General features: G+C 41.4%; 19 protein-coding genes, 15 tRNA genes and 1 riboswitch. Of the genes, 27 read left to right on the top strand and 7 right to left on the bottom strand.

The features are described 5' to 3' along the window. Position 1 precedes the first annotated feature (1 nt). The 15 genes from H4683_RS12635 (at position 2) to H4683_RS12565 (ending at position 1,524) form a co-directional block, all read left to right on the top strand. Positions 2-90: transfer RNA gene (locus H4683_RS12635), tRNA-Leu, on the top strand. Positions 91-110: 20 nt separating this feature from the next. Next, positions 111-187: transfer RNA gene (locus H4683_RS12630), tRNA-Arg, on the top strand. A 56-nt stretch (positions 188-243) separates the two neighbouring features. Then, a tRNA-Pro gene (locus H4683_RS12625) sits at positions 244-320 on the top strand. A 6-nt stretch (positions 321-326) separates the two neighbouring features. Beyond that, positions 327-402 (top strand) — tRNA-Ala (locus tag H4683_RS12620). Positions 403-424: 22 nt separating this feature from the next. Continuing rightward, positions 425-498: transfer RNA gene (locus H4683_RS12615), tRNA-Met, on the top strand. A gap of 7 nt (positions 499-505) precedes the next feature. After that, a tRNA-Ile gene (locus tag H4683_RS12610) sits at positions 506-582 on the top strand. 17 nt (positions 583-599) lie between these two features. Beyond that, positions 600-692, top strand: a tRNA-Ser gene (locus H4683_RS12605). A 44-nt stretch (positions 693-736) separates the two neighbouring features. After that, positions 737-811, top strand: a tRNA-Met gene (locus H4683_RS12600). Positions 812-814: 3 nt separating this feature from the next. Beyond that, a tRNA-Asp gene (locus H4683_RS12595) sits at positions 815-890 on the top strand. A 139-nt stretch (positions 891-1,029) separates the two neighbouring features. Continuing rightward, positions 1,030-1,105 (top strand) — tRNA-Phe (locus H4683_RS12590). A gap of 7 nt (positions 1,106-1,112) precedes the next feature. After that, positions 1,113-1,186 (top strand) — tRNA-Gly (locus H4683_RS12585). 3 nt (positions 1,187-1,189) lie between these two features. Beyond that, positions 1,190-1,266 (top strand) — tRNA-Ile (locus H4683_RS12580). 1 nt (position 1,267) lies between these two features. Continuing rightward, positions 1,268-1,342: transfer RNA gene (locus H4683_RS12575), tRNA-Asn, on the top strand. 8 nt (positions 1,343-1,350) lie between these two features. Next, positions 1,351-1,441 (top strand) — tRNA-Ser (locus H4683_RS12570). Between the two features lie 11 nt (positions 1,442-1,452). Then, positions 1,453-1,524 (top strand) — tRNA-Glu (locus H4683_RS12565). 503 nt (positions 1,525-2,027) lie between these two features. Here the strand turns inward: H4683_RS12565 and H4683_RS12560 are convergent. Both H4683_RS12560 and H4683_RS12555 read right to left on the bottom strand, forming a co-directional pair. Then, positions 2,028-2,768, bottom strand: coding sequence for a TraR/DksA C4-type zinc finger protein (locus H4683_RS12560; protein ID WP_338062465.1), 741 nt, complete (start codon positions 2,766-2,768; stop codon positions 2,028-2,030). 142 nt (positions 2,769-2,910) lie between these two features. Then, positions 2,911-3,822, bottom strand: a complete 912-nt coding sequence (locus tag H4683_RS12555) for a 1,4-dihydroxy-2-naphthoate polyprenyltransferase (RefSeq protein ID WP_192599180.1) — start codon at positions 3,820-3,822, stop codon at positions 2,911-2,913. Positions 3,823-4,170: 348 nt separating this feature from the next. Between H4683_RS12555 and H4683_RS12550 the strand changes: the two genes are divergently transcribed. The 5 genes from H4683_RS12550 to H4683_RS12530 all read left to right on the top strand — a co-directional run bounded on the left by H4683_RS12550 (position 4,171) and on the right by H4683_RS12530 (position 10,462). Further along, the gene (locus tag H4683_RS12550) at positions 4,171-5,556 is read left to right on the top strand and encodes an isochorismate synthase (RefSeq protein WP_192599179.1); all 1,386 of its coding nucleotides are present in this window, start codon (positions 4,171-4,173) and stop codon (positions 5,554-5,556) included. Next, positions 5,549-7,261: a 2-succinyl-5-enolpyruvyl-6-hydroxy-3-cyclohexene-1-carboxylic-acid synthase gene (gene menD, locus H4683_RS12545; protein WP_192599178.1), complete on the top strand. Its 1,713-nt coding sequence runs from the start codon at positions 5,549-5,551 to the stop codon at positions 7,259-7,261. The genes H4683_RS12550 and menD overlap by 8 nt, the downstream gene beginning before the upstream one ends. Then, positions 7,254-8,099, top strand: coding sequence for a 2-succinyl-6-hydroxy-2,4-cyclohexadiene-1-carboxylate synthase (menH, locus tag H4683_RS12540; protein ID WP_192599177.1), 846 nt, complete (start codon positions 7,254-7,256; stop codon positions 8,097-8,099). Before menD ends, menH begins: the two co-directional genes overlap by 8 nt. Continuing rightward, positions 8,096-8,914 carry a 1,4-dihydroxy-2-naphthoyl-CoA synthase gene (gene menB, locus H4683_RS12535; protein WP_192599176.1) on the top strand — a complete coding sequence of 273 codons (819 nt, stop codon included), beginning with the start codon at positions 8,096-8,098 and terminating at the stop codon, positions 8,912-8,914. Before menH ends, menB begins: the two co-directional genes overlap by 4 nt. 102 nt (positions 8,915-9,016) lie before the next feature. Further along, positions 9,017-10,462 carry an o-succinylbenzoate--CoA ligase gene (locus H4683_RS12530; RefSeq protein ID WP_192599175.1) on the top strand — a complete coding sequence of 482 codons (1,446 nt, stop codon included), beginning with the start codon at positions 9,017-9,019 and terminating at the stop codon, positions 10,460-10,462. A 144-nt stretch (positions 10,463-10,606) separates the two neighbouring features. On the opposite strand, the gene H4683_RS12525 is transcribed toward H4683_RS12530, so the two are convergent. Then, on the bottom strand, positions 10,607-11,641 hold the full coding sequence (locus H4683_RS12525) for a metal ABC transporter solute-binding protein, Zn/Mn family (protein WP_192599174.1): 1,035 nt from the start codon (positions 11,639-11,641) through the stop codon (positions 10,607-10,609). Positions 11,642-11,775: 134 nt separating this feature from the next. Beyond that, the gene (yidD, locus tag H4683_RS12520) at positions 11,776-12,024 is read right to left on the bottom strand and encodes a membrane protein insertion efficiency factor YidD (protein ID WP_192599173.1); all 249 of its coding nucleotides are present in this window, start codon (positions 12,022-12,024) and stop codon (positions 11,776-11,778) included. 94 nt (positions 12,025-12,118) lie between these two features. On the opposite strand from yidD, the gene H4683_RS12515 reads away from it, so the two are divergent. The 5 genes from H4683_RS12515 to H4683_RS12495 all read left to right on the top strand — a co-directional run bounded on the left by H4683_RS12515 (position 12,119) and on the right by H4683_RS12495 (position 14,498). Continuing rightward, positions 12,119-12,568, top strand: coding sequence for a Dps family protein (locus H4683_RS12515; protein WP_192599172.1), 450 nt, complete (start codon positions 12,119-12,121; stop codon positions 12,566-12,568). Between the two features lie 63 nt (positions 12,569-12,631). Next, positions 12,632-12,814: a putative motility protein gene (locus H4683_RS12510; protein WP_192599171.1), complete on the top strand. Its 183-nt coding sequence runs from the start codon at positions 12,632-12,634 to the stop codon at positions 12,812-12,814. An 86-nt stretch (positions 12,815-12,900) separates the two neighbouring features. After that, complete coding sequence (locus H4683_RS12505) at positions 12,901-13,209, top strand: transposase (RefSeq protein ID WP_192599170.1); 309 nt, start codon at positions 12,901-12,903, stop codon at positions 13,207-13,209. Positions 13,210-13,246: 37 nt separating this feature from the next. Further along, complete coding sequence (locus H4683_RS12500; RefSeq protein WP_338062464.1) at positions 13,247-13,717, top strand: NUDIX domain-containing protein; 471 nt, start codon at positions 13,247-13,249, stop codon at positions 13,715-13,717. Continuing rightward, complete coding sequence (locus H4683_RS12495; protein ID WP_192599169.1) at positions 13,707-14,498, top strand: alpha/beta hydrolase family protein; 792 nt, start codon at positions 13,707-13,709, stop codon at positions 14,496-14,498. Before H4683_RS12500 ends, H4683_RS12495 begins: the two co-directional genes overlap by 11 nt. A gap of 47 nt (positions 14,499-14,545) precedes the next feature. On the opposite strand, the gene pckA is transcribed toward H4683_RS12495, so the two are convergent. Then, a complete protein-coding gene (gene pckA, locus H4683_RS12490) occupies positions 14,546-16,132 on the bottom strand; it encodes a phosphoenolpyruvate carboxykinase (ATP) (protein WP_192599168.1) in 1,587 nt (528 codons plus the stop codon). A gap of 171 nt (positions 16,133-16,303) precedes the next feature. Beyond that, a riboswitch (SAM riboswitch) is annotated at positions 16,304-16,421 on the top strand. 190 nt (positions 16,422-16,611) lie between these two features. On the opposite strand from pckA, the gene metK reads away from it, so the two are divergent. Together metK and H4683_RS12480 are read left to right on the top strand one after the other, a co-directional pair. Then, a complete protein-coding gene (gene metK / locus H4683_RS12485) occupies positions 16,612-17,835 on the top strand; it encodes a methionine adenosyltransferase (RefSeq protein ID WP_192599167.1) in 1,224 nt (407 codons plus the stop codon). A gap of 563 nt (positions 17,836-18,398) precedes the next feature. Further along, positions 18,399-20,339, top strand: a complete 1,941-nt coding sequence (locus H4683_RS12480) for a M28 family metallopeptidase (protein WP_192599166.1) — start codon at positions 18,399-18,401, stop codon at positions 20,337-20,339. 153 nt (positions 20,340-20,492) lie between these two features. Here the strand turns inward: H4683_RS12480 and H4683_RS12475 are convergent, their stop codons facing one another. Together H4683_RS12475 and H4683_RS12470 are read right to left on the bottom strand one after the other, a co-directional pair. Beyond that, a complete protein-coding gene (locus H4683_RS12475; protein ID WP_192599165.1) occupies positions 20,493-22,799 on the bottom strand; it encodes an ATP-binding protein in 2,307 nt (768 codons plus the stop codon). A 187-nt stretch (positions 22,800-22,986) separates the two neighbouring features. Beyond that, complete coding sequence (locus H4683_RS12470) at positions 22,987-23,892, bottom strand: polyprenyl synthetase family protein (protein WP_192599164.1); 906 nt, start codon at positions 23,890-23,892, stop codon at positions 22,987-22,989. Positions 23,893-23,939 lie beyond the last annotated feature (47 nt).

Genomic DNA, 23,939 nt, shown 5'->3' with positions numbered 1-23,939 from the left:
TGCCGGGGTGGCGGAACTGGCAGACGCACAGGACTTAAAATCCTGCGGTAGGTGACTACCGTACCGGTTCGATTCCGGTTCTCGGCACCAATATACAGTCTCATTTCGATGCGCCCGTAGCTCAATTGGATAGAGCGTCTGACTACGGATCAGAAGGTTGTGGATTCGACTTCTGCCGGGCGCGCCATTATCAAAGCTTTTTCGCCAGCACGAAGTGTTACGAAAATAGCTAACAATATTTAACGGGAAGTAGCTCAGCTTGGTAGAGCACTTGGTTTGGGACCAAGGGGTCGCAGGTTCGAATCCTGTCTTCCCGACCATTTTCTGGGGCCTTAGCTCAGCTGGGAGAGCGCCTGCCTTGCACGCAGGAGGTCAGCGGTTCGATCCCGCTAGGCTCCACCAAAACAACTTATATAAAGATCCTGGCGGCGTAGCTCAGCTGGCTAGAGCGTACGGTTCATACCCGTGAGGTCGGGGGTTCGATCCCCTCTGCCGCCATCTTCAAGGACCTTTAGCTCAGTTGGTTAGAGCAGACGGCTCATAACCGTCCGGTCGCAGGTTCGAGTCCTGCAAGGTCCACCACTATTATATGTAGCCATGGAGGTATACCCAAGCCCGGCTGAAGGGATCGGTCTTGAAAACCGACAGGGGAGTCAAATCCCGCGGGGGTTCGAATCCCTCTACCTCCTCCATTTTTAAAAGTGGTGTAAGAAAATTAAATAGCTTATATTGTTGTCGCGGGGTGGAGAAGTGGTATCTCGTCGGGCTCATAACCCGAAGGTCGCAGGTTCAAATCCTGCCCCCGCAACCAAATGGTCCCGTGGTGTAGCGGTTAACATGCCTGCCTGTCACGCAGGAGATCGCCGGTTCGATCCCGGTCGGGACCGCCATTTATTTTTTAGTACATAGTGATTTGAGATAAGCATGAATTTCTAGGAAGTAATTGGGCGAGGAAAGAAGCGTACTTACGTAACTAACTAAGCATATGAAGCTGACAAAGAGATTCTTAACTTAACACAAATCAAATGTGGCTCAGTAGCTCAGTCGGTAGAGCAAAGGACTGAAAATCCTTGTGTCGGCGGTTCGATTCCGTCCTGAGCCACCATATTTATGCGGGTGTAGTTTAGTGGTAAAACCTCAGCCTTCCAAGCTGATGATGAGGGTTCGATTCCCTTCACCCGCTCCAAGAGGGCCTATAGCTCAGCTGGTTAGAGCGCACGCCTGATAAGCGTGAGGTCGGTGGTTCGAGTCCACTTAGGCCCACCATTCCGCAGTAGCTCAGTGGTAGAGCAATCGGCTGTTAACCGATCGGTCGTAGGTTCGAGTCCTACCTGCGGAGCCATTTTTTACGGGGAAGTACTCAAGCGGCTCAAGAGGTGCCCCTGCTAAGGGTATAGATCGCGAAAGCGGTGCGAGGGTTCGAATCCCTCCTTCTCCGCCATATTTTTTTTTGGCCCCTTGGTCAAGCGGTTAAGACACCGCCCTTTCACGGCGGTATCACGGGTTCGAATCCCGTAGGGGTCATACATTTAAAAAGATAAACTCTTCGTTATTTTAACGAAGAGTTTATCTTTTTTTGTTGCGGAATTATTCGAGATTATCCTGATGCGGCCGAACTGTCATGGCGAATTGAGAAACTGTGAGGACAATCGGGAAAACTGTAATGGCTCGGCCGAACTGTCATGGCAAATCGAGAAACTGTGAGGACAATGGGTAAAACTGTAATGGGTCGGCCGAACTGTCATGGCAATTCATGAAACTGTAAGGACAATCGGGAAAACTGTAATGGCTCGGCCGAACTGTCATGGCAAATCATGAAACTGTAAGGGCAATCGCGAAAACTGTCATGGCTCGCCCGAACTGTCATGGCAAATCATGAAACTGTAAGGGCAACCGGTAAAACTGTAATGGCTCGGCCGAACTGTCATGGCAAATCATGAAACTGTAAGGGCAACCGCGAAAACTGTAATGGCTCGGCGGAACTGTCATGGCAATCCGTGAAACTGTAAGGGCAATCGCGAAAACTGTCATGGCGCGATCGGACTGTCATGGCTTTCCTCCTGAGAATGTGGAATGTCCCCTAGAGTGAATTTTATTTCTTCATCATCTAATTCCACTTCATACTGTTCTAATGCATCCGACTTAACGAATCCGGATGGTTTACCACTACTATCGCTACTCACAAATTCCTCGATTTCCTCTACAGCGCCGTCCTGAATTTCATTATCATACAGCGTATTATAACTGTCATGGTCCCCTATGAAGTCTGAAGGGGTTTCTGATGTACCGGATTTTGCGATTTCTTGGAAACTATCTTGGCCATCACGTGCTGCGCCGGATCTTCTATCAGCAAATGAATTCGGATTAGCCATGATAAGAATATCCTCTTCGACAGGACGGTCATGCGGTACTTCCTGTTCTGTAGCGTGCTCGATGCAAAGAGTCGTGTGTGGAACTGCCTCGAGCCGTTCGAATGGAATGTCCTTTTGACATACTTCACAATTCCCATATGTGTCATCCAGCATAGCTTGTATGGCGTTCTCGACTTTTTCTAACTCAGAGCCTGCATGTATGTTCAGTGCCATATCTTTTTCCCGTTCAAATAGCTCTGTGCCCATATCAGCTGGATGGTTATCATACATCGACAGTTCTCCTACATCTTCTTGTGCACTATTCTTGATTTCTGTTGTTTCTTCTGTCTTGGTCAATTGTTCCTTCATTTCGAGTAATTCGTTTTTAAGAGTGGTTTTCTGTTTATCATTTAGCACATTAATCACGTCCCTTTAGGTTAATATTCATAGTATGCTCATTCATGACGCATAAATGCTCAGCTATTACCTTTTACGTGAATTAGTGAAAAAAGCCGGAAACACTGAGTTCAATCAGTATTTCCAGCTTTTCGTTTATCAATCAAATCAAATGACCTAGCAGGATACCAATGCCTAGCAGTAATCCGAACAAAGTGTTTGTTACAGCAGTATCTTTCATGGCAGGCATCACTTGCAATGGAAGAAGATATCTACGGAACACAGTGACGGCTTTAGCTGGTTTTCGAATACTAAGGACAATAAGAAGTGCCCATGGCGTAAGATGGCCCCAAATAATTAACGCGATAATCCAGCTATAGGAAATGACGAAAAACAGCGCTAAAATCGAAATTGCATTCGAACGGCCAACGAGGATTGCTAGTGTTTTTCTTCCGCCTTCTTTATCCCCATCCAAATCGCGTATATTATTTGCCAACATAATTGCCGCAACAAGTAGCATACTTGGAATAGAAAGTAGAATCGCTTGTGTCGTTACAGTTTCTGTCTGTATGTAAAATGCGATGAGAATAAGGAGCATTCCCATGACAACACCTGAGAACAGTTCTCCGAACGGAGTGTAAGCAATGGGATAAGGTCCACCAGTATAAAAATAGCCTACCATCATGGACAGCACGCCAACGAGTGCCAGCATCCAGGACGTTTCTATGCATATGTATATGCCGATGAGGACGGAAATACCATACAACATGAAAGCTAAATTCAATACGGTTTTAGGTTTTATGCCGTTGCGTACAATCGTACCTCCAATACCGATAGACTGTTCCGTATCAAGCCCTCTCTTATAATCGTAGTATTCGTTGAACATATTTGTCGCCATTTGGATGAGTACACTTGCGATTAGCATAGCGAAGAATAAAGGGAAATTAATTCCCCCGTAAGTTAATGCAATCATCGTACCAAGAAATACGGGTGCAAAGGCTGCTGTCAGTGTATGGGGTCGTGTAAGTTGCCACCAAATCCGCCAGCCAGTATCTGCTTTAATTGTCTGTTGCAAAATGGTTCTCTCCTTATTGTTTTATTAACTTTATACCGCGTTAACGGGCAGTAAGACCACCGCATCAAGGTTTTTGGAAATACGAAGAAGCCTAAGTGGGGGATTAACGGCCCGAAGAACTGGCAGAATAAAATTCGATTCCGCCATAAAGTCCGAATGGTTCCACTAACAAACAGAGGGGAATAAGGAAACCCCCTCTGTTTGAAGTATCACTTTATCCATTGTACTCTAAAATTGTAGAAGTGGACATATTACCTGATTATTATGTGCTGCAACAATAAGAGTTCAGTATGATAGAATATAGGTATAAGTTCTATATATGTTGAAAGAATGTACGGAGGGAAAATAATGAATCGGAAGTTAACCGCAACCCGTAACCCCCAATTGAAAATCAGCCAGAATGAATTACGATTTTTTACGGAAACGATCGATGTGGGTCGAATTTCACCACTTGCGTTTTTTGAAGCGGGAGATTCCAGTTATAAGGATGAACGTTTTTATTGGCAAAATGCAGATAAAACACTAACACTCGTTGGAATTGGACATGCCACAGTATTGACTAGTAATAGCGTAAACAATCGTTTCACACATATATCTACTGGTTGGAAAAAGCTATGTGCCGCTCTCATAAAAGAAGAAAAGGATATGGAACCAGTTCTTTTCGGAGGATTTTCTTTTGATCCGAAAAATAAGAAGGAGTCAGAGTGGAATTCTTTTCCGTCCGCTCATTTCGTAGTCCCATCATTTCAGTTAACCATTAAAAATGGCAGGACAAGCATTTCCATCAATCTTGTAACGGAAACGGATGATGCGATGAAGGAATTTGACAGGTTACGTGATGAGAGAGATCGTCTTATCCATATCGCACAGGTGGAAGAATTCGATGTTTTATCAAAACCGGAAGTTATCTGGGTCGAAGAAGTTGAGAAGGCACAGTATATGCATGCCGTGGCCGATGTGACAAAGAAAATCAATAATGGTGAGGCTGAAAAAGTTGTTATTGCACGTTCAGTGAAACTTAACTTTGAACAGAAAGTGCCAGCTGTTATCGCGCTTCAACATATTTCAAACGAACAGCAGGAAAGTTACCATTTTGGCTTACAAAAAGAAGGACAATTATTTTTTGGAGCCACGCCAGAACGATTAATTGAAATAGCGAATGGACGAGCTTATTCGTCCTGTGTTGCTGGATCCAGCAAACGTGGGAAGTCTGCTGCCGAGGATCGTGAACTGGGTAAAGAGTTGTTGGAGGATCATAAAAATAAGGAGGAGCATCAATATGTTGTTGATATGATTTCACAGGTGTTTCAGACATTTTGTTCAGATGTGGAAATTCCAAAGGTACCGAAGCTGATGAAAATTCGTGATATTCAGCATTTGATCACACCGATTGAAGGGCAATTGGAGCGGGGAATCGATATTTTTCGTCTTATAGAAGCCCTACATCCAACTCCAGCGCTTGGTGGTGTTCCGAGAGAAGTATCAATGGAAATAATTCGTAATGAGGAAAATATGGATCGTGGTTATTATGCTGCGCCAATCGGCTGGACGGATACCTCTGGTGACGGGGAATTTGCCGTTGCAATCCGTTCTGCTTTATTGGATGGCGCTACTGCCTATTTATATGCAGGCGGTGGGATTGTAGCAGACTCCGAACCCGACAAGGAATATGAGGAAACATGGGTGAAGTTTAGGCCAATCATGCGTGCGCTTGGAGGGAAATTGAATGGATAATCGCGCAGTTTTGACCGATTATGTTCGGAGAATGACGGGGGCTTTGATGAACTCCGGTGTGACAGCGGTTGTCATAAGCCCGGGCTCACGTTCAACCCCGCTCGCTTACGCATTCGCGTCAACGGAAAACCTTGATGTTTATATGCAGGTTGATGAACGTTCAGCGGCTTACTTCGCACTTGGACTTGCAAAAGCATCCCGCAACCCTGTCGTTCTGCTCTGTACGTCAGGAACAGCGGCATCGAATTATCACCCTGCAATTACGGAAGCTTATTATGCGCGTATTCCACTGGTCGTCATTACAGCAGACCGCCCGCATGAATTAAGGGAAGTCGGCGCACCCCAGGCAATCGATCAGATACGAATGTATGGCAATCATGTGAAATATAGTTTCGATTTTCCATTGGCGGAAGATAACTCGGACATCGACGACTTCATAGATCGGCATATAAGCCGTGCCTTGGCAGTCGCAACATCCACTCCCTATGGGCCAGTACATTTGAATGTACCATTTCGTGAACCACTTCTCATTAATTTTGAAAGGGAAGCACCGATAGCGACATTCCATAAACGAATTACCGGGTCCGTTGTATTAGATGCATCCACTAGACAACAAATTACGAATTTACTATCTAAATCAGAAAAGGGAATCATTATTGCTGGGGAAATGCCGGTTGATCTCGACAAAAAGACATTTTGGAAGTTTGCGGAAGCTCTTAATTGGCCCGTGTTATGTGATCCATTGTCCAATCTACGTGCTGAAGTACCGTCGAGTTGTACGGAACTTTGTATCGATCAATATGATGCGTTGTTAAAAAGTAGTATGTTCTGTGGGCAGGCAGTTCCTGATACGGTAATTCGATTTGGTGCGCAACCTGTGTCGAAGCCCTTATCACTTTTTTTGAAAAAGGTACGACCTTCGACAGTCCTTGCAGTCGATGAATCACCGGAATTTAGAGATTCACTTGGCGTAGTCACGCACCATATCCAAGCGTCACCTGAGGCCGTCTTTGGAGTTGTGGTGGATAAACCCAGAACATCCTATATGGAGCTGTGGGCGGTGGCTAATAACAAAGCAACTGCAATTACAGACAGATATGAAGGCGTTATTGGGAATGAAGGAATCTATGCGAAACTATTGTTTGAGCATCTTCCAAACGGTAGCGATCTCGTAAGTGGAAGTAGTATGCCAATCCGCGATGTCGATACGTTTTTCAGAAAAACGACGAAAGATATATCCATTTTTACGAATCGAGGAACGAATGGCATTGATGGTGTTGTATCAACGGCATTTGGAATTCAGGTCGCACGGAAGCGGAAGGCTTGGTTACTTATCGGAGATTTGTCATTTTTACATGATGTGAACGGTCTTATTGTTAGCCGTTTTCACGAAATGGATTTGACAATTGTTGTTATCAATAACGATGGGGGCGGAATTTTTTCTTATCTCCCACAAGCGGAATCTGGCAATTATTTTGAAGAATTATTTGGTACGCCGACAGGATTAACATTCGACCATCTTGCGGCCATGTATGATGCCCAGTATGCAGCTGTCAAAACCCCTGAAGTGTTTAGCGAAGAATTAAGGCGCCCGAAAAACAAGCCGGTGAGGATCATTGAAGTGTTTACAAATCGCCAGGTAAATGTGAAAGCACACCGGGATTTGTGGACACAAATTACCGAAAGGCTCGATCAGCATGAATGACAAACGACTACGAGTCCGAGGAATTGAACTACATATGGAAATCAACGGTGATGAAAACTTGCCTGTTATCGTTTTCCTGCATGGCTTTACAGGGAGTACCGCAACATGGCGTGAAATTTCAAAGTTACTTGAAGGGAAATACCGAACTATAGCCGTAGATTTGACTGGGCATGGTAAATCCACCGTTCCGCAAGATGCTGAGCGTTATACGATGGAGCAGCAAATCGAGGATCTTGAGGAATTATTTGAAACGCTGTTGTTAGACCATTTCACGCTTATTGGGTATTCAATGGGAGGACGCGTGGCTCTCGGCTATACAGTTCATTATCCAGAACGGGTATCGACGTTGATTCTTGAAAGTTCTTCTCCAGGATTGAAGACGGAAGAGGAGCGGATAGCCCGAAAAGATGCGGACCGTCGCTTAGCGGAAAGGCTACTGATCAGTGGAATGGAGGCATTTATCGATTTTTGGGAGAGTATCTCGTTATTTGATTCGCAGAAAGGGTTGTCTTGCAAAAAACGCCTTGCAGTTCGGGAAGAACGTCTAAGTCAAAGTGTAATGGGGCTTTCCAACAGCCTATATGCCATTGGAACAGGTAGTCAACCATCCTATTGGGCCGAGTTAGAAACAATCAATCTCCCTGTTTTACTCATTACGGGTGAAATCGACATGAAGTTTGTAAATATTGCCCGGGAAATGATGCAGTTCATTCCAAACGTCCACCATTATTCGATTAAAGGTACAGGACATGCAATTCACGTGGAAAAACCGCGTGCGTTTGCTACAATGGTAGAGGAACATATTTCAGAGTGTGAAAATCGAGGAGGAATAGTATGACACGCCAATGGGAAAAAATACGTACATACGAAGATATTAAATATGAAAAGTATAGTGGGATTGCGAAAATAACAATCAACCGTCCGGAAGTGCGCAACGCATTTCGTCCGAAAACAGTGATGGAACTGATTGATGCTTTTTCGCGCGCACGAGACGACGCAAACATCGGTGTCATTGTTTTAACAGGAGAAGGCGAAAAAGCGTTTTGTTCAGGTGGCGATCAATCCGTTCGTGGCCATGGTGGTTATGTCGGGGATGATGAAATTCCACGTCTGAACGTTCTTGACTTGCAACGTCTTATCCGGGTCATTCCGAAACCAGTCGTTGCGATGGTGGCTGGTTATGCAATCGGCGGCGGACATGTTCTGCACGTTGTTTGTGACTTGACAATTGCAGCTGATAACGCGAGATTCGGACAGACGGGACCTAAAGTTGGCTCATTTGACGCTGGTTATGGATCCGGTTACTTGGCACGCATTGTCGGCCATAAGAAAGCACGTGAAATCTGGTTCTTATGCCGTCAATACGATGCACAAGAAGCGCTTGATATGGGTCTTGTCAATACGGTCGTTCCATATGAACAACTTGAAGATGAAACAGTCCAATGGTGTGAGGAAATGCTTGGTATGAGTCCAACAGCATTACGTTTTGTAAAGGCAGCGATGAATGCTGATACAGACGGACTTGCAGGACTTCAACAATTGGCGGGAGACGCAACTCTTCTTTATTACACAACGGATGAAGCGAAAGAAGGCCGTGACGCGTTTAAAGAAAAACGTCAACCGGACTTCGGTCAATTCCCACGTTTTCCTTAATCAATCTAAACAAAAGCTTTAGCCTCTTGGTGCTGAAGATGAATGACGACGAAAAGCTGCCTTTAACCGGGCAGCTTTTTCTGAATAATGGGAGGTGAAAAAATGATTCCAAACTGGTTACTCCAACGCGCATATTTGACGCCGCATAAAATAGCACTCTCTTTTGGAGATGAAAAATGGACTTTCGTACAGCTAAAAGATCGGGCACTGACGCTAGCACGTAAACTAAGTGCGAATGACTTGAACGAAGGGGACCGCATCGCTTTACTTGGACCTTCGAATGCGGAAATGGTCTTCGTTATTCACGCCTGCATGCTTGCGGGGTTAGAAATCGTCATGTTGAACAGTCGACTTACGGAGAAAGAAATCGCGTGGCAATTGGATGATTCAGGTGCGTCGGCAGTACTCGTATTCGATGGCCTTGAAAATAATGTTGCACAATCGAATGTCCAAACACTTCTATTTTCAAAGGTAAAGGAAAGTGCAGAAGAACCAATTGAACTTCAAGAACAATGGGAATCTGACCGTACCCTCACGATTATGTACACATCCGGCACAACTGGTTTTCCGAAAGGGGTACGTCAAACGGTCGGAAATCATGTTTCAAGTGCACTTTCCTCTGTACTTAACCTTGGACTTGCCGAAGATGATGTATGGCTTTGTGCGATGCCGTTGTTCCACATTAGTGGATTTTCTATACTTGCCCGTTCAGTCTTATATGGAATGGAAGTTCGATTATATGAAAAGTTTGATGCAATACAAGCTGCAAAAGAAATTCAGACAGGAACGGTCACGAGGATGTCCGTTGTTGCCCTCACGTTAGATAAGATCTTAAGAGAACTTGAAAAAAAAGATGCAGTGGCACATCTTTCATTTAAAACAATGTTGGCAGGCGGTGGACCCGTTCCTGTTGATTACTTAGACCGGGCGCAGAATCGCAAAATTCCAGTCCTTCAGACATACGGTATGACGGAAACGAGTTCCCAAACAGCCACCCTTGCGGCAAGTGACGCAATTCGTAAGATAGGATCCGCAGGTAAACCCCTATTTTTTAATCAAATCAAAATCAAAGACGCAAATAATGCTGGTGACAAAGGGGAAGTACTTATCCGCGGACCACATGTCACGCCAGGATATATCGGCCGTTTCATTGAGCTAGACCCGTTGGAAGACGGATGGCTGCCAACAGGTGATATCGGTTATTTCGACGAGGAAGGCTATTTGTACATCGTCGATCGACGGGCGGACCTCATCATTTCTGGAGGAGAAAATATTTATCCAGCAGAAATTGAAAATGTCCTTGCAGCGCATCCAGGTATTTTGGAAGTCGGTGTGTGTGGACAAGAACATGCTGAATGGGGAAGCGTTCCAATCGCATTTATCGTTGCGTCAGGAAGCTTGGAAGTGGATGAATTGACAGCGTTTTGTGAGGAACGGTTAGCACGCTATAAAGTACCGAAAGTGTTTCGATTCGTTGATCAATTACCCCGTAACGCTTCGAATAAATTACTTCGTCGAGAGTTGAAAGAATGGACGGGGTTAAAATAAAGGAAATCTGACTTCATCGTACTTTTTTCCACACCTCCAAACGTAACGGAGAGGGAAAGCACACCAATCGAGATAACTAACTCAAGTGAATGATTAGAAAGAAAGGGTTGTCCTCAATTGCTCATGAGGACAGCCCTACTTTACTTATTTACCGCCAAGTGCTTTTTTCAGCATTGTTATATTTTTTTCCATCAGTGTGAAATAAGTTTCCTTATTTTTTACATTTTCAGTAGTCAACACACCAAGATTATGAAGCATAAGTGATTCCGCTCCAATTTCTTTCCGTACGACATCTGTTAATTTCGATGAAACATTCTGTTCGAATAGTACATACTTCACATTTTTTTCTTTTGCTGCTTCAACGATTTTGGTCAATTGCTTTTGTGAAGGTTCGCTTTGAGAATTCAATCCAGCAATCGCTACTTGTTCAAGTCCGTATGGATTAGCAATATAACCGAATGCGGCGTGCGATACGAAAAATGTTTTAGTCGGTGCGTTGGACGCCATCTCTTTGAATTTGCCATCCAGTTCGATTAAATCTTGTTGGAGTGTCTCGAAGTTTTTCTCGAACTCGTCTTCCAATTCTGGTGATTTTTCGACGAGTGCATTTTTGATGGATGTAGCTAGTTCAACACTAAGTGTTGGTGAAATCCATACATGAGGATCCGGACCGCTATGGTCATGACTTTCATCCTGATCATGTCCGTCTTCACTGTGGTCTTCATCTTCATGTCCATCTTTGCCGTGGTCATGTCCTTCATGACCTTCTTTACCTTCATGTCTATGACCTTCTCCGAGTTGATCCTTAGAAATGCCTTCCGCAGTGGCGACCATTTTCACATTTTGGCCTTTCATCGTTTTCTCTGCGTTTTCCACAAACCCTTCCAAACCTAAGCCGATATAGAAGAAAAGGTCAGAGTCAGCAAGTCCCATCATATCTTTTTGTGTAGGGTCGAATGTATGCTCATCCGCACCTGGTGGATAGATTGATTTGACATCGACATGCTCGCCACCAATTCGTTCTGTAAAGTACTGCAGCGGATAAACCGTCGTATAAACGGACAACTTATCTGCATCTGTTCCTTTTGCAGGCTTGTCTTTTCCTGAATCCTTATTGCCGCAAGCAGTGAGAAGTATGAGGGTGAATATTGAAATGATCATAACTAATTTTTTATTCATCTGATAAATTCCTCCGTCTTTATTTAATAGTAATCATTACGATTTGTGCAATTGACTTTATTATCATACAAGAGAGATGTTCATTTGGCAACCAATTGAGCAAAACTATTTTGACCGTAAAAAAAATCCGCGAGTTATAGCGGACCTACATCCTTACTTTTATCATAAAATTTCTCCGGAACAGGATCAAAACCACCTTCGTGGAACGGATGGCATTTTGAAATGCGGCGAACCGCGAGCCATGAACCTTTCAATGCACCATGCTTGTCAATCGCCTCGAGTCCGTAATGGGAACAAGTTGGGTAGAAACGGCATGAGGGAGGTGTCAAAGGTGAAATCGCTTTTTGATAAAATCTAATGATAACCATAAGAACTTTTTTCATAGCATGGACTCCTAATTTAACAGATAGGTTTATTGTAGAGCCTTTGGTGGTAAATTAACAGAGAGATGAATTATACAAAGGGAGATGTATGTATATGTCGAAAGAACTCATCAACGAATTGAACACGCAAGTAGCTACTTGGTCGGTTATGTATGGAAAACTTCACAACTATCATTGGTATGTTAAAGGGCATCATTTTTTCACATTACATGCGAAATTTGAGGAACTTTATAATGAGGCGACGTTACATATGGACGAAATCGCTGAACGTATCTTGACGCTTGGGGGTAACCCGGTTGCAACGCTAAAAGAACATCTAGAACAATCTGTCGTAAAAGAGGCAACAGGACAAGAAAAAGCGGACGACATGGTGAAAACAATTGCCGAAGATTTTGATGGAATTATGAAGTCCTTGAAAAAAGGCATGGATTTGGCCGCAAAAAAGGGTGATGGTATGACAGAAGATCTACTGAATGCAACCTATCAAAGCATCGAGAAACACCAATGGATGCTGAATGCATTCCTTGGTGAAGACAATAAATAAACATTCAACTATTGAAAATCCCCTTGAATGGTCGATAATAAGGCTATGAAAGGAGTGATGGGAATGGATATGAACTCCATTATGGCGAGTCAATTGAGAAGTCTGCAATCGACAATCCAGTTAAGCATTTTGAACAAATCCCTTTCAATGGGTGCTGCTGTAGCGACGGATATGCTGAAAAGTCTACCGGATCAACCTGTTGCTGCCCATCCTCATAAAGGGACCGCGATTGACGTGCAAGCGTAAATTGAATAAAAACATGCATCTCCTATGAAAAGGGGATGCATGTTTTTATTTTAAAAAGCCATCCTAAGAAAAAAGGATGATTGTGCATGGGAAAAGTCAAAATGTACGTTTCGGTCGTTCATCAGCAAGTATATGTACATCCATGGGATTCACCATGGGAGTATGAAGTTATTATGGACAAAGAAGTTGCACCTGTGTTTAAACGTCTATTTAACCAGATGGACCGGCTTGAATTCAGGAACTTTCTTAGGGCGCATTTGCCTTATGTACCGTACCATTATGATAAGGATAATCACGATATTGATCTACGAACGATGAAGGTCTATGCGTTGATCCATGAATATACGGATGATCACTCGAAACGTTTTATCGAACAACTCCCGTATTTCCGTTGAAAACATTGGAGTCCTTCGCTACACTGTACAAAAGGACGTGATTGAAATCGTAGTATTTCAAGACTTGAACGGAGGGCGTGTGGAGCTAACATTCGGAGAAAATCGGTTCGGTATGGAGGCAAGGCATGTCCTTATTGTATTAAAATATAAAGATAAATGGCTGCTAACCCGTCATTCCATCCGGGGCATTGAATTTCCGGGTGGAAAAGCGGAAGCAGGCGAAACAATTGAGGAAGCCGCAATTCGAGAAACAATTGAAGAAACAGGCGTTACCATTACAAATCTCGTGAAACTTGCTGAATATGTTGTAGAGAGCAATATCACTTTTTGTAAGGCAGTATTTACGGGAACGGTTGTCCATGTAGATGACAATCCAGTTCTCCATGAAACGGAAGGTGCACTTTGGTTGACGAACGAAGAACTGAATCGGTGTGATGAACTGAGCTTTCATATGAAGGATAAAGGGATGAAGACCATACGAAAGTGGGTGGAGGCGAATGAACAATGATGGCGCAATCCATAGCCGTAGACCCTATCCGTCACCTAATCCACATGTGAATTTGCATGAGATCACTTATTGGTCAGATGGTTTGAAAGTAAAAGGGCTGATGGCTGAGCCGGTTGCCCAAGGGACATATGAAGGAATCATTTACTTGCGTGGTGGTATCCAGCATGTCGGAATGGTTCGGCCAGCGCGCATCGCCCAATTCGCTTCACAAGGCTTCGTCGTATTCGCCCCCTATTACCGTGGAAACCGCGGAGGGGAAGGAAGAGATGAATTTGCAGGTGCAGATCGCCAGGATGCTGTGAATGCGGTTGAGGTGCTAAAACAGAGCCCGAAAATTGAAAAAGAGCGCATCCATCTATTTGCGTTTTCTCGCGGCGGAATCATGGCGCTTTGGACTGCTATTTTAAGGGATGACATCACGTCAGTTGTCACATGGTCAGGTGTATCTGATGTTATTTTTACATACAAAGAACGGAAAGATCTAAGACGGATGATGAAAAGAGTTATCGGCGGTACCCCGAGTAATACGCCCAATGAATACCGGGAACGAACGGCACTTCTCCGTGTCGATGAAATCGATGCGCCAGTTCTCATTATCCATGGCATGAAGGATGGCAATGTATCCTTTGAACAAGCAATTCTACTTGAAAACACATTGAGGGAACATAGGAAAGTATGTGAAACGTGGTATTTCCCTGATTATACACATTATATCCCCACTTCCGTGAACGCACAGCTGGTCCGTGATTTATGTCTATGGATGAAGGGGCAGAAGAAATGAAAAAACGGAGTAACACATATGGAATGTGTTACTCCGTTTTACGTTATTTAAGCAATCGGTCCGCCTTTAAGCGTGATATCTTCAGAAACTGTACCGAATTTCTTGAAGTTTTCACGGAATGCATCCGCCAACTCTTTTGCTTTTTTATCATAAGCTTGTGGATCTGCCCATGCGTTGCGAGGGTTCAAGACTTCGCTTGGAACGCCTTCGATCGTTGTCGGCATTTCAATACCGAATACGCCGTTCGTTTCAGTTGTAACATCATTTAGTTTCCCCGCAAGTGCTGCACGGATCATTGCACGCGTGTATTTTAATTCCATACGTTTTCCAACGCCATAGACGCCGCCAGTCCAGCCTGTATTGACAAGGAATACTTGTGAATTATGTTCATCGATTTTCTTTCCAAGCATTTCAGCATAAACAGTCGCTGGAAGTGGAAGGAATGGTGAACCAAAGCATGTCGAGAATGTCGCTTCAGGTGATGTGATGCCACGTTCTGTACCAGCCAGTTTCGATGTGAAACCGCTAAGGAAGTGATACATCGCTTGCTCTTTCGTCAATTTAGAGATTGGGGGCAATACGCCGAATGCATCCGCAGTTAGGAACACAATCGTTTTCGGATGACCCGCAACCGATGGCGTAACGATATTGTCTATATAGTGGATTGGGTATGCTGCACGTGTATTTTCAGTCAACGAATTATCGTCGTAATCTGGAGCGCGAGTTTCTGGATTAATCACAACGTTTTCAAGAACGGAACCAAAACGGATTGCACCGTAAATTTCAGGCTCTTTTTTCTGAGATAGATTGATACATTTCGCATAACATCCGCCCTCAATGTTAAAGACACCATTATCGGACCAACCGTGCTCATCATCACCGATTAATTTACGGTCAGAATCAGCAGAAAGTGTTGTTTTACCTGTACCAGAAAGACCGAAGAACAATGCAGCCTCGCCATCTTCACTGACGTTTGCTGAGCAATGCATCGATAAGATTCCTTTTTCAGGAAGCAAATAGTTCATAATTGAGAAGATTGATTTCTTCATTTCGCCTGCATATTCAGTTCCACCGATAAGTACAATACGTTTTTCCATTGAAACAATGATGAATGTCTCAGAATTCGTACCATCAACTGCTGGATCCGCTTTGAAAGAAGGTGCTGCAAGAATCGTGAATTGTGCTTCATGGGCTTGCAGTTCTTCTTCGGTTGGACGGATGAACAATTGGTGAACGAACAAGTTCTGCCACGCATATTCATTTACAACTTGAATAGATAGACGTGAATCCTTGTCAGCACCGGCAAATCCTTTGAAGACATAAAGTTCGTCTTTCGTTTTAAGATGATTAATAACCTTCGTATATAATGAATCGAAAACATCAGAAGAAATGGGACGGTTAACGTCACCCCAATCAATCTTGTCTTTCGAAGATGCCTCTTCTACAATGAATTTATCTCCAGGGGAACGCCCGGTATATTTACCTGTTTGAGCAGTCACTGCCCCATCGACCGTGAGCTTCGCCTCGCCGCGAGTTGTTGCTTTTTCAACAAGTTCAGGAACTGAGGGTTGCGTCGTTACGTTTGCTCCAGAGAGCAGATTTTTAAGTTCGTCACCAATTTTCGAAGAAATCATAGTTATGTACCGTCCTTTGCGTATAATCCCAATTAGTTGGGTGTCATCACATTACTTAAATAGTATAACACATTAAGAATAATAATCTATATTCGTAGAAATCTCAAGCGTTAGCATCGAAAAAATTTGACAAAATATAAACTTTTTTGTAGCATGATAGTTGAACGGATACTCTTATCCCGAGCTGGCGGAGGGACAGGCCCTATGAAACCCGGCAACCTGCAAAGACATTATTGTCTACGCGAAGGTGCCAACCTGGAGCAAGGTTGAATTCCTTGGACGATAAGAGTGAAAGGTGCTTTTGAAATCATGCCTTTCCTCATGTTTTTTTTACGTGAGCGAAGGGCTTTTTATATGGTTAGCCCTTTATCCTCGTGTTAGGAGCTCGAAATGGCTTGAAGTCGATTTCTAAAGAAAACGGCTTGACATGGGACATATGAGTACCGTTTCAATCTCGTAGGATATAAGGAGGAAATGACATGACAAACCGCAAACTATTTACATCTGAATCAGTAACAGAAGGGCATCCGGACAAAATGTGCGATCAGATTTCAGACGCCATTCTAGATGCAATATTGGCAGAGGATCCGAATGCACGTGTTGCGTGTGAAACGACGATTACAACAGGACTTGTACTTGTCGCAGGGGAAATCACAACAAGTACGTATGTCGATATTCCGAAAGTTGTTCGCGAAACAGTGAAGGAAATCGGTTATGTGCGGGCGAAATACGGTTTTGATTGGGAAACATCGGCAGTCCTTACGGCAATCGATGAGCAATCGGCTGACATCGCTGCTGGGGTCGATCAAGCACTTGAAGCGCGTGAAGGCTCTATGACAGATGACGAGTTGGAAGCAATCGGAGCAGGTGACCAAGGGTTGATGTTCGGTTACGCTTGCAATGAAACACCAGAGCTAATGCCACTTCCAATCAGTTTGGCGCATAAACTTTCTCGTAAACTGGCGCAAGTGCGTAAAGACGAAGTACTTACTTATCTACGCCCAGACGGCAAAACGCAAGTGACGGTGGAATATGATGAAAACAACAACCCTATTCGCATCGATACGATTGTCATCTCGGCGCAACATCATCCAGAAGTGATGTTGGAGCAAATCCAGCGTGATATCAAGGAATTCGTCATTGTTCCAGTTGTCCCGGCTGAATTAATCGATGAAAAAACGAAATACTTCATCAACCCGACAGGCCGTTTTGTAATAGGGGGGCCTCAAGGGGATGCTGGACTAACAGGACGTAAAATTATCGTCGATACGTACGGTGGATATGCTCGTCATGGCGGTGGAGCATTTTCTGGAAAAGATGCAACGAAAGTGGACCGTTCAGCTTCATATGCAGCACGTTATGTTGCGAAGAACATTGTTGCCGCTGGACTTGCGGACCGTTGTGAAGTTCAACTTGCCTATGCAATCGGTGTAGCGCAACCTGTATCGATTTCCATCGACACATTCGGGACAGGCACAGTTGCAGAAAGCAAGCTTGTTGAGCTCGTTCGTGGACTGTTTGATCTTCGTCCAGCCGGCATCATCAAAATGCTTGATCTACGACGTCCGATTTATAAGCAAACAGCAGCCTATGGTCACTTTGGCCGTACAGATATCGACTTGCCGTGGGAGCAGACGGATAAAGCTGCTGCACTGAGAGCGTGCATGACAGCGTGCATGACAGACAAACAGACTGACAGTTAATAAAAAAAGCGCAGGAAGAGGGATTATCCCATCTTCCTGCGCTTTTTTATGATTCAACATATTATAGTCCTAGGTTAACCGTTTGATTAGTTGTTCTCAATTCATCGTAGCCACAATCAATACAACTGTAGAGTTTTGTTGTAATTAGAATATACGGTTGACAGTAATATTTCCCATGGGTAGTGTGGTCTTCCTGTGTCACCCCCGTGAGAAGTCTGTGTGCTCATGTAAGTCATTATATGCATGCAACCAGTTATTGGGCGTGGGTATCATACCTAAATTCAACCTCATCAGCTTGAACTTCATCACGTGTACTGTTCCCACAGCATGGTTATGGGTAACTTCTTCATCATGGCTGTGAGTTGATTCAGCAGCTTGGGATAATGTACTAAATGATAACAAACTGAAACCTAAGAGTAGTACGAATAATAGTCTTTTAAATACCATAGTTTATCACCTTCCTCTTTAGTTATATAGACATTATCTTCCTTGTATTATAAATTATAATATCCAAATTAATACAAGTGTGTTAGAATATTTACATACAATAGGAGGTAAAATGGATGAAGAATGCTAAATACTATTCACTACTACTAGTCGTGGTCATCCTTTTCATGATGAGTGGATGTAAAGGCGAACCATTAAATGATTTATCAGAGGACAAGCTAGATGAAGAGATTTCCCATTGGTCCTCAAAAGAATATGAGGGAAGACAAACAGGTACTGAAGCAAATAATCGAGTGAGAGATGAAATAGTCACACAATTTAATGAAATGGAATTGGAGCCAATACAAACTAAAGACTATCTAACGCAGTTCGAAATGGATTATTATAACCCACAGAAAATACAAGCGAACTTAATCGTCAACCTTCATAATGGTAAGAAAAAAGAATTTACCTATGGGCAGGATTGGATGGAACATTTAACTAATAAGGATATCCATATAGAAGTACCGATAAGCTTTTCCGACACCGCAGGGACTATTCTTGTATCGGATGATCTTCAAAGTACGACAGAAAATGTTGCAGCAAAGTTTATAAAAACCGATAAATTTCATAAAAAATTGAAATATCTTGATTCAGGTATTTCGTCATTTCAGATTTCTGATTCGTTCTATACCTATCTTAAAACAAAAGAAAAAGAAATAAAAAGTGTCAATCTCACTTATTCCGCTCAATCTGAAAAGATAACTGCTTATAACGTAGCAGGGAAAATTACTGGCGATGGTGGAAAGTTAGGCAAACAGGCGATTATTCTCTCCGCACACTTTGACCATATAGGCACCGCTGGAGAAACCATTTTCTTAGGAAGCGTGGATAACGCAACAGGTTTAACAGGATTAATGAATCTCGCTTCTATTCTTAAAGAAGATTCAAAAGAAAAAGCATTTGCATCGGATATTCTTTTTGTTGCGTTCAACGCAGAAGAAAGCGGTTTGGTAGGTAGCAAAGCCTTTGTAGATGAGATTTCTTCACACTATCAATCCATCATCAATATCAATATGGATACGATTGGTATTAAGGATGGTGGGAAAATCAGCTTTGTCGGAGAAGAATTGGGAAGTGAGCTTCTAAGTGAAAAGCTGAACAAAATCGCTACAGAGAAGAAAATTGAAAGTAGTGTTCATATCGAAAAAGTGGCGGGTCTTATTAGTGATCACATTTCCTTTATAAATGCCAACTACCAGGCAATTAACATTTCACAAGAACGGTTTGATAAAATTCATACAGTGGAAGATAACATGGAGTATACGGATAGCAAGCCTCTTAAATCTGCCATAGAAATCATACGTGGTTTCGTGCATGAAAATCATACTACTAAATTCGAAATGATGGATAGAAAAGAAATATCCCTACCAGAAGAAATAGATGAACATAAAAACGAGTTAAATTTTGCTGAATATGAAACCTTCCCTTCTCGTGCAACAAAGAAAGTTGAAATAGCCTATAACTTAACACGTGAGATGTCAAAAGAAGAAGTAAGTCAAATCGAATCCTCTTTTATGAATGAGTCAACCAATGTTAAACTATTAAATGCTCAATTTTCATATGAACCAAACAATCAAAAGTCTTTGAAAGCTAGGGTAGAGAGTACGAACAGTATTCGTGAAGTGAAAAAGATGAAAAATAGTGATTACAAATTGACGACGATTTACTTGACTGTTAATCGAGAAGATACAGACTATTATATTCAAATTTTCGAAGGGGCGATAGAAGAATTAGAAAAAAATCATAAAGAAATTGATACGATTGGAAGCTGGAATTTAATCGCAGGAAATGAATCAACATCTGATGAGAAAACATATAGCACTGCTATTTCTACCGTTAACTTGGATAATCGAGTATTCACAGTACTTATCCAAAACTATGATGTAAACACTAACACCCAAGTGGATTCCTATAATAAGACAGAGATTGAGGGTCTCTTGACCATTCTTCGGCCAGAACTCTCTAGCAAAGTTTTTCTTGCAGAAGAAGCTGCCTTAGATATTACGTCCAAATAAATAGCCCGAGTCTTTTAGTTATAGAAATAGTTGACGCTTATAATTGAAAGAAAACGCAGGTCAGGGTCAGGCGATTAGTTAATAAAAGAGGCATAGGAAGAAGGGGATGAACCTTCTTCCTGTGCCTCTTTTTTCATATAGTTTATGTTTGTTCTAGTGGTTATCATTTGAAATCTCTAAGGGGAAATCTATCGTTACTTGCAATCCATCGTTTATTGAAAACTCGATATCCCCATTCAAGCTTTTGACTCTTTCTCTGATTCCAGTAAGCCCATTGAAATTTGAATAATCATCCTCCATTTGTTTTATGTCCATGCCGATTCCATTGTCGGCGTAAAATAACTTTATACTGTTTCTTGTGCTTTTCAACGAAAGAATAACGGCTTTAGCACGTGAATGTTTCATCGCATTCGTAAATAATTCTTGAACAATACGGTAAAGTGTAACGATATACTCATCACTTAACGAATGATCATTGAGTTCATCACGATCAAATTGAACATGGAAATTTGATTGCAAATGTATTTTTCTAATAAGTTGTTCAAGAGCTAAAATGAGCCCAAACTCAACTAAAAATGGAGGAGATAATTTGTAACATGTTTCCCGTGTTGTATGAATACAGTCTAAAATCTTTTCTTTTAATATATCCATTTCCTTATGTGTATCGGCAGGTAAAGATTCTGTTAGAGATTTCTTCAAACGTATGTTGATAAGTAACAATTCTTGTAGCACTGTATCGTGTAAATCACTTGCTAAACGAACTCGTTCTTTCTCAGCAAATGAAAAGAGAAAATTTGACAACCAATTTGAATAATACGTATCATTCTCTTTTAAATTACGAAGTTCTTGAATCACATTTTCAATGGTGTACTGATTAGCTAATAACACATTACTATAATTTGCGAGTGTTTCAAGCCAAGCTTTCTCAACCGGATTTAAATTCGTTCGGTTATTTTTATCACTGCAAAACAAATAGAGCGAAGTGTCATGTTTCTCGTGAATCAACATACAAAAACTACCCTTTAATGGGATTATTGTTCCTATTGAAGATTGACCACTTATTAATAATTCGGCAAAAGGTTCGATGTGGGCTCGGGTACTCGTATCGTCTATACAGATTTTTTTTGTGATTCTATGTAACTCAAAATGCTGTATCGTCTGAATCTCAGGAATAATTCTTTGAATCTCGTTCGTAATGACTTCTGCTAGTCCTAGAGGTGATGACTCTATCTCTGCCCTCTTAAAAAAACGATTCAATTGCTGTTCTAAAATTGAATTTGGTGGAATGAATTTTGACTTAGTTCTAAAAAACATTGGATTTCGAAGTGTGAAAATAACTAAACAAATAATTGTTACATAAAATGAATTTAGAAGAGTTTTTTCTATAGGACTTGTCGTTGATAAAATGAAGAAAAAAAGACCTGCCAATAATGAAAAAAAGAGATCTTTTTTTAACCAAAATAATATAAAATCAATATCAATAATTCGTTCCTTACGAATTAAATAAAGAATCGTAAGTGGTAAAACAAATAGGGATATCGACGAGATTTCTGGATTTATCAATGAGACATTGAATAGTAAATAAGGTAAAGCATGCATAAATGAAAATGGAGCAAAGGATAAAATAATGCCAACCAATAACACTTTTATAGTTGGTCTTGCATCTGAGTATTTGTGATTACTATAAGCTACAAATAAAACATAAATAATAATAAAGATTGTCGTAAAAAAGAAAAAAAGTTGCGCTTTATCAATTATAGTGTAATACCAGTTTGATAACTCGTGAATCGTGGAGATTCCCATTAAAAATATAGAAAATGCATAAAACCAACTTATGCGCCACTTCCAATTCAGTTTAATATTCAAACTTTTAAATAAAACAATGAGCAGATGCAATAAAAGAACGGGGGATAAAATAAACGAAAATGAAGTGACAATTCGCGCTAATAAATCCCCCCTAGAAGAGGCGCCTGCAGCTACATAGCCTAAACCAATTGCTAATAGAAAATAAATCAGTAACTTATTCGCACTATTATCATCTTTTTTTCGGGATACGATTAGACTTAGAATAATGCAAAAAATAAATACAATACTTGGGAAAACTAAGTAATTTAAAATTTCTTGAGGTGAATAGTTATGAGATACTGTTTCTTTCTTAATCCCTGCTCCGTGTTGAAAATCAATGGTTTTTACTTGTTCAATCTTTTTGAATTTTTTGAACGTAAAATGATCTTCAGGTTTTTCACCATTTATTTTTAAAATTACATCTTGTTCTTTCATACCAATCTCAAACGCTGCTCCACTTTTGTATATTTTAGTAATTACAATATTTCCTTGAAGTGTGGTATCTACGTGAAAGTATGGAAAAACCGCTGCAATATAGATGAAATAGATTGCTAAAACTGTGGAAAGAATTGCCCAAAAAGAATATGAAAAGTAACTCTTTATAGTTATCCACATTTTAACTTACTTCCAATATTTAATGTTTGACATGATTTTCCCGTTTAAGACCTCATAGAGTGCTTTGTTGTCTACCTCTTCTTTAAAATTAAGTAAACAAATCTTTTCCTCCAAGAACAGAGCAATCAAATTAGGATTTTGAATAAGATATTGAATTATTTTAGACATATTATAGTATTCTCCTTTTCTAATTAATATTGAGTAAATATGAGATTCTTTCTTTGTACTTACTGTCAAATGGAAGCGAATTTAGTTGTTCTGCTGCAAGTAGTTGATGTTTACGCAAAATGACTTGAGCATACATCATCGAACCAGAATCGAAAAGAATACCTTTGAGTTCTGCTTTTTTCATCCGAAGTTCGTCATAGGTTAGCTGCCCTTTATAATAATCCAAAATAGCAGGTCCGATATTATTTTCAATCAAATAGAGAATGGGGAGTGACTTTTTACGAGACATCCAATCACTTTTTTCAAAAGTCAAAATGTCATTTAAGTCATTTTTTATTTGTTCTGCAATGCCGAATTGTATACAATAGTTTTTAACGATGTCATGATAGTTGTTTGTCGCCAAACCTGTTCCAACCAAACTAGCCATGGCAAGTAGAGATCCTGATTTTTGCGCTGCTATATCAATGTATTGTTGCTCCGTTTCAATCCGATTTAGCAAGTCGGAATGTTGCCCATTAATTGCCTTTAGGTTAAATCGATTAAAATAGTTTATACCATTTTTTAAGGATTGAATTTCATTGATTATTTTTGTACTCAAGGAAAATAAACCTAACGCTAGATTCAATGTCAAAGCTGGATCTAACATGCTCCATGGGGTATCAAAACTATCACCATCTTGAAGGTCATCAAAAAGATCGAAAGACAATACAAGGAATTCGACAGCGGCAGCAGTTTTATAAACTTCTACTGATGTACCACCGAACATTTCGTGATGTAATAGGGTGAGCTCTCCAAATAAAAAACCTTCTTTATTTTTATGCATAATAATTTGGATTGCAATTTCTTTCAAGTCAGCTTGAAAGAAATCTAGTTCAATCTTTTGTAGCATACATTCTTTTATTTTCACTTTGTAATCTAGTAGCATAAACACTTCCCTCCTCTTCAGGGTATTCCAATATTGCAAAAACCCCA

Origin of the sequence: Sporosarcina limicola (assembly GCF_014873855.1) — a bacterium.
GTDB classification, from domain to species: domain Bacteria; phylum Bacillota; class Bacilli; order Bacillales_A; family Planococcaceae; genus Sporosarcina; species Sporosarcina limicola.
The sequence above is the reverse complement of the archived record's forward strand: the minus strand, read 5'-3'. Positions and strand labels throughout refer to the sequence as shown.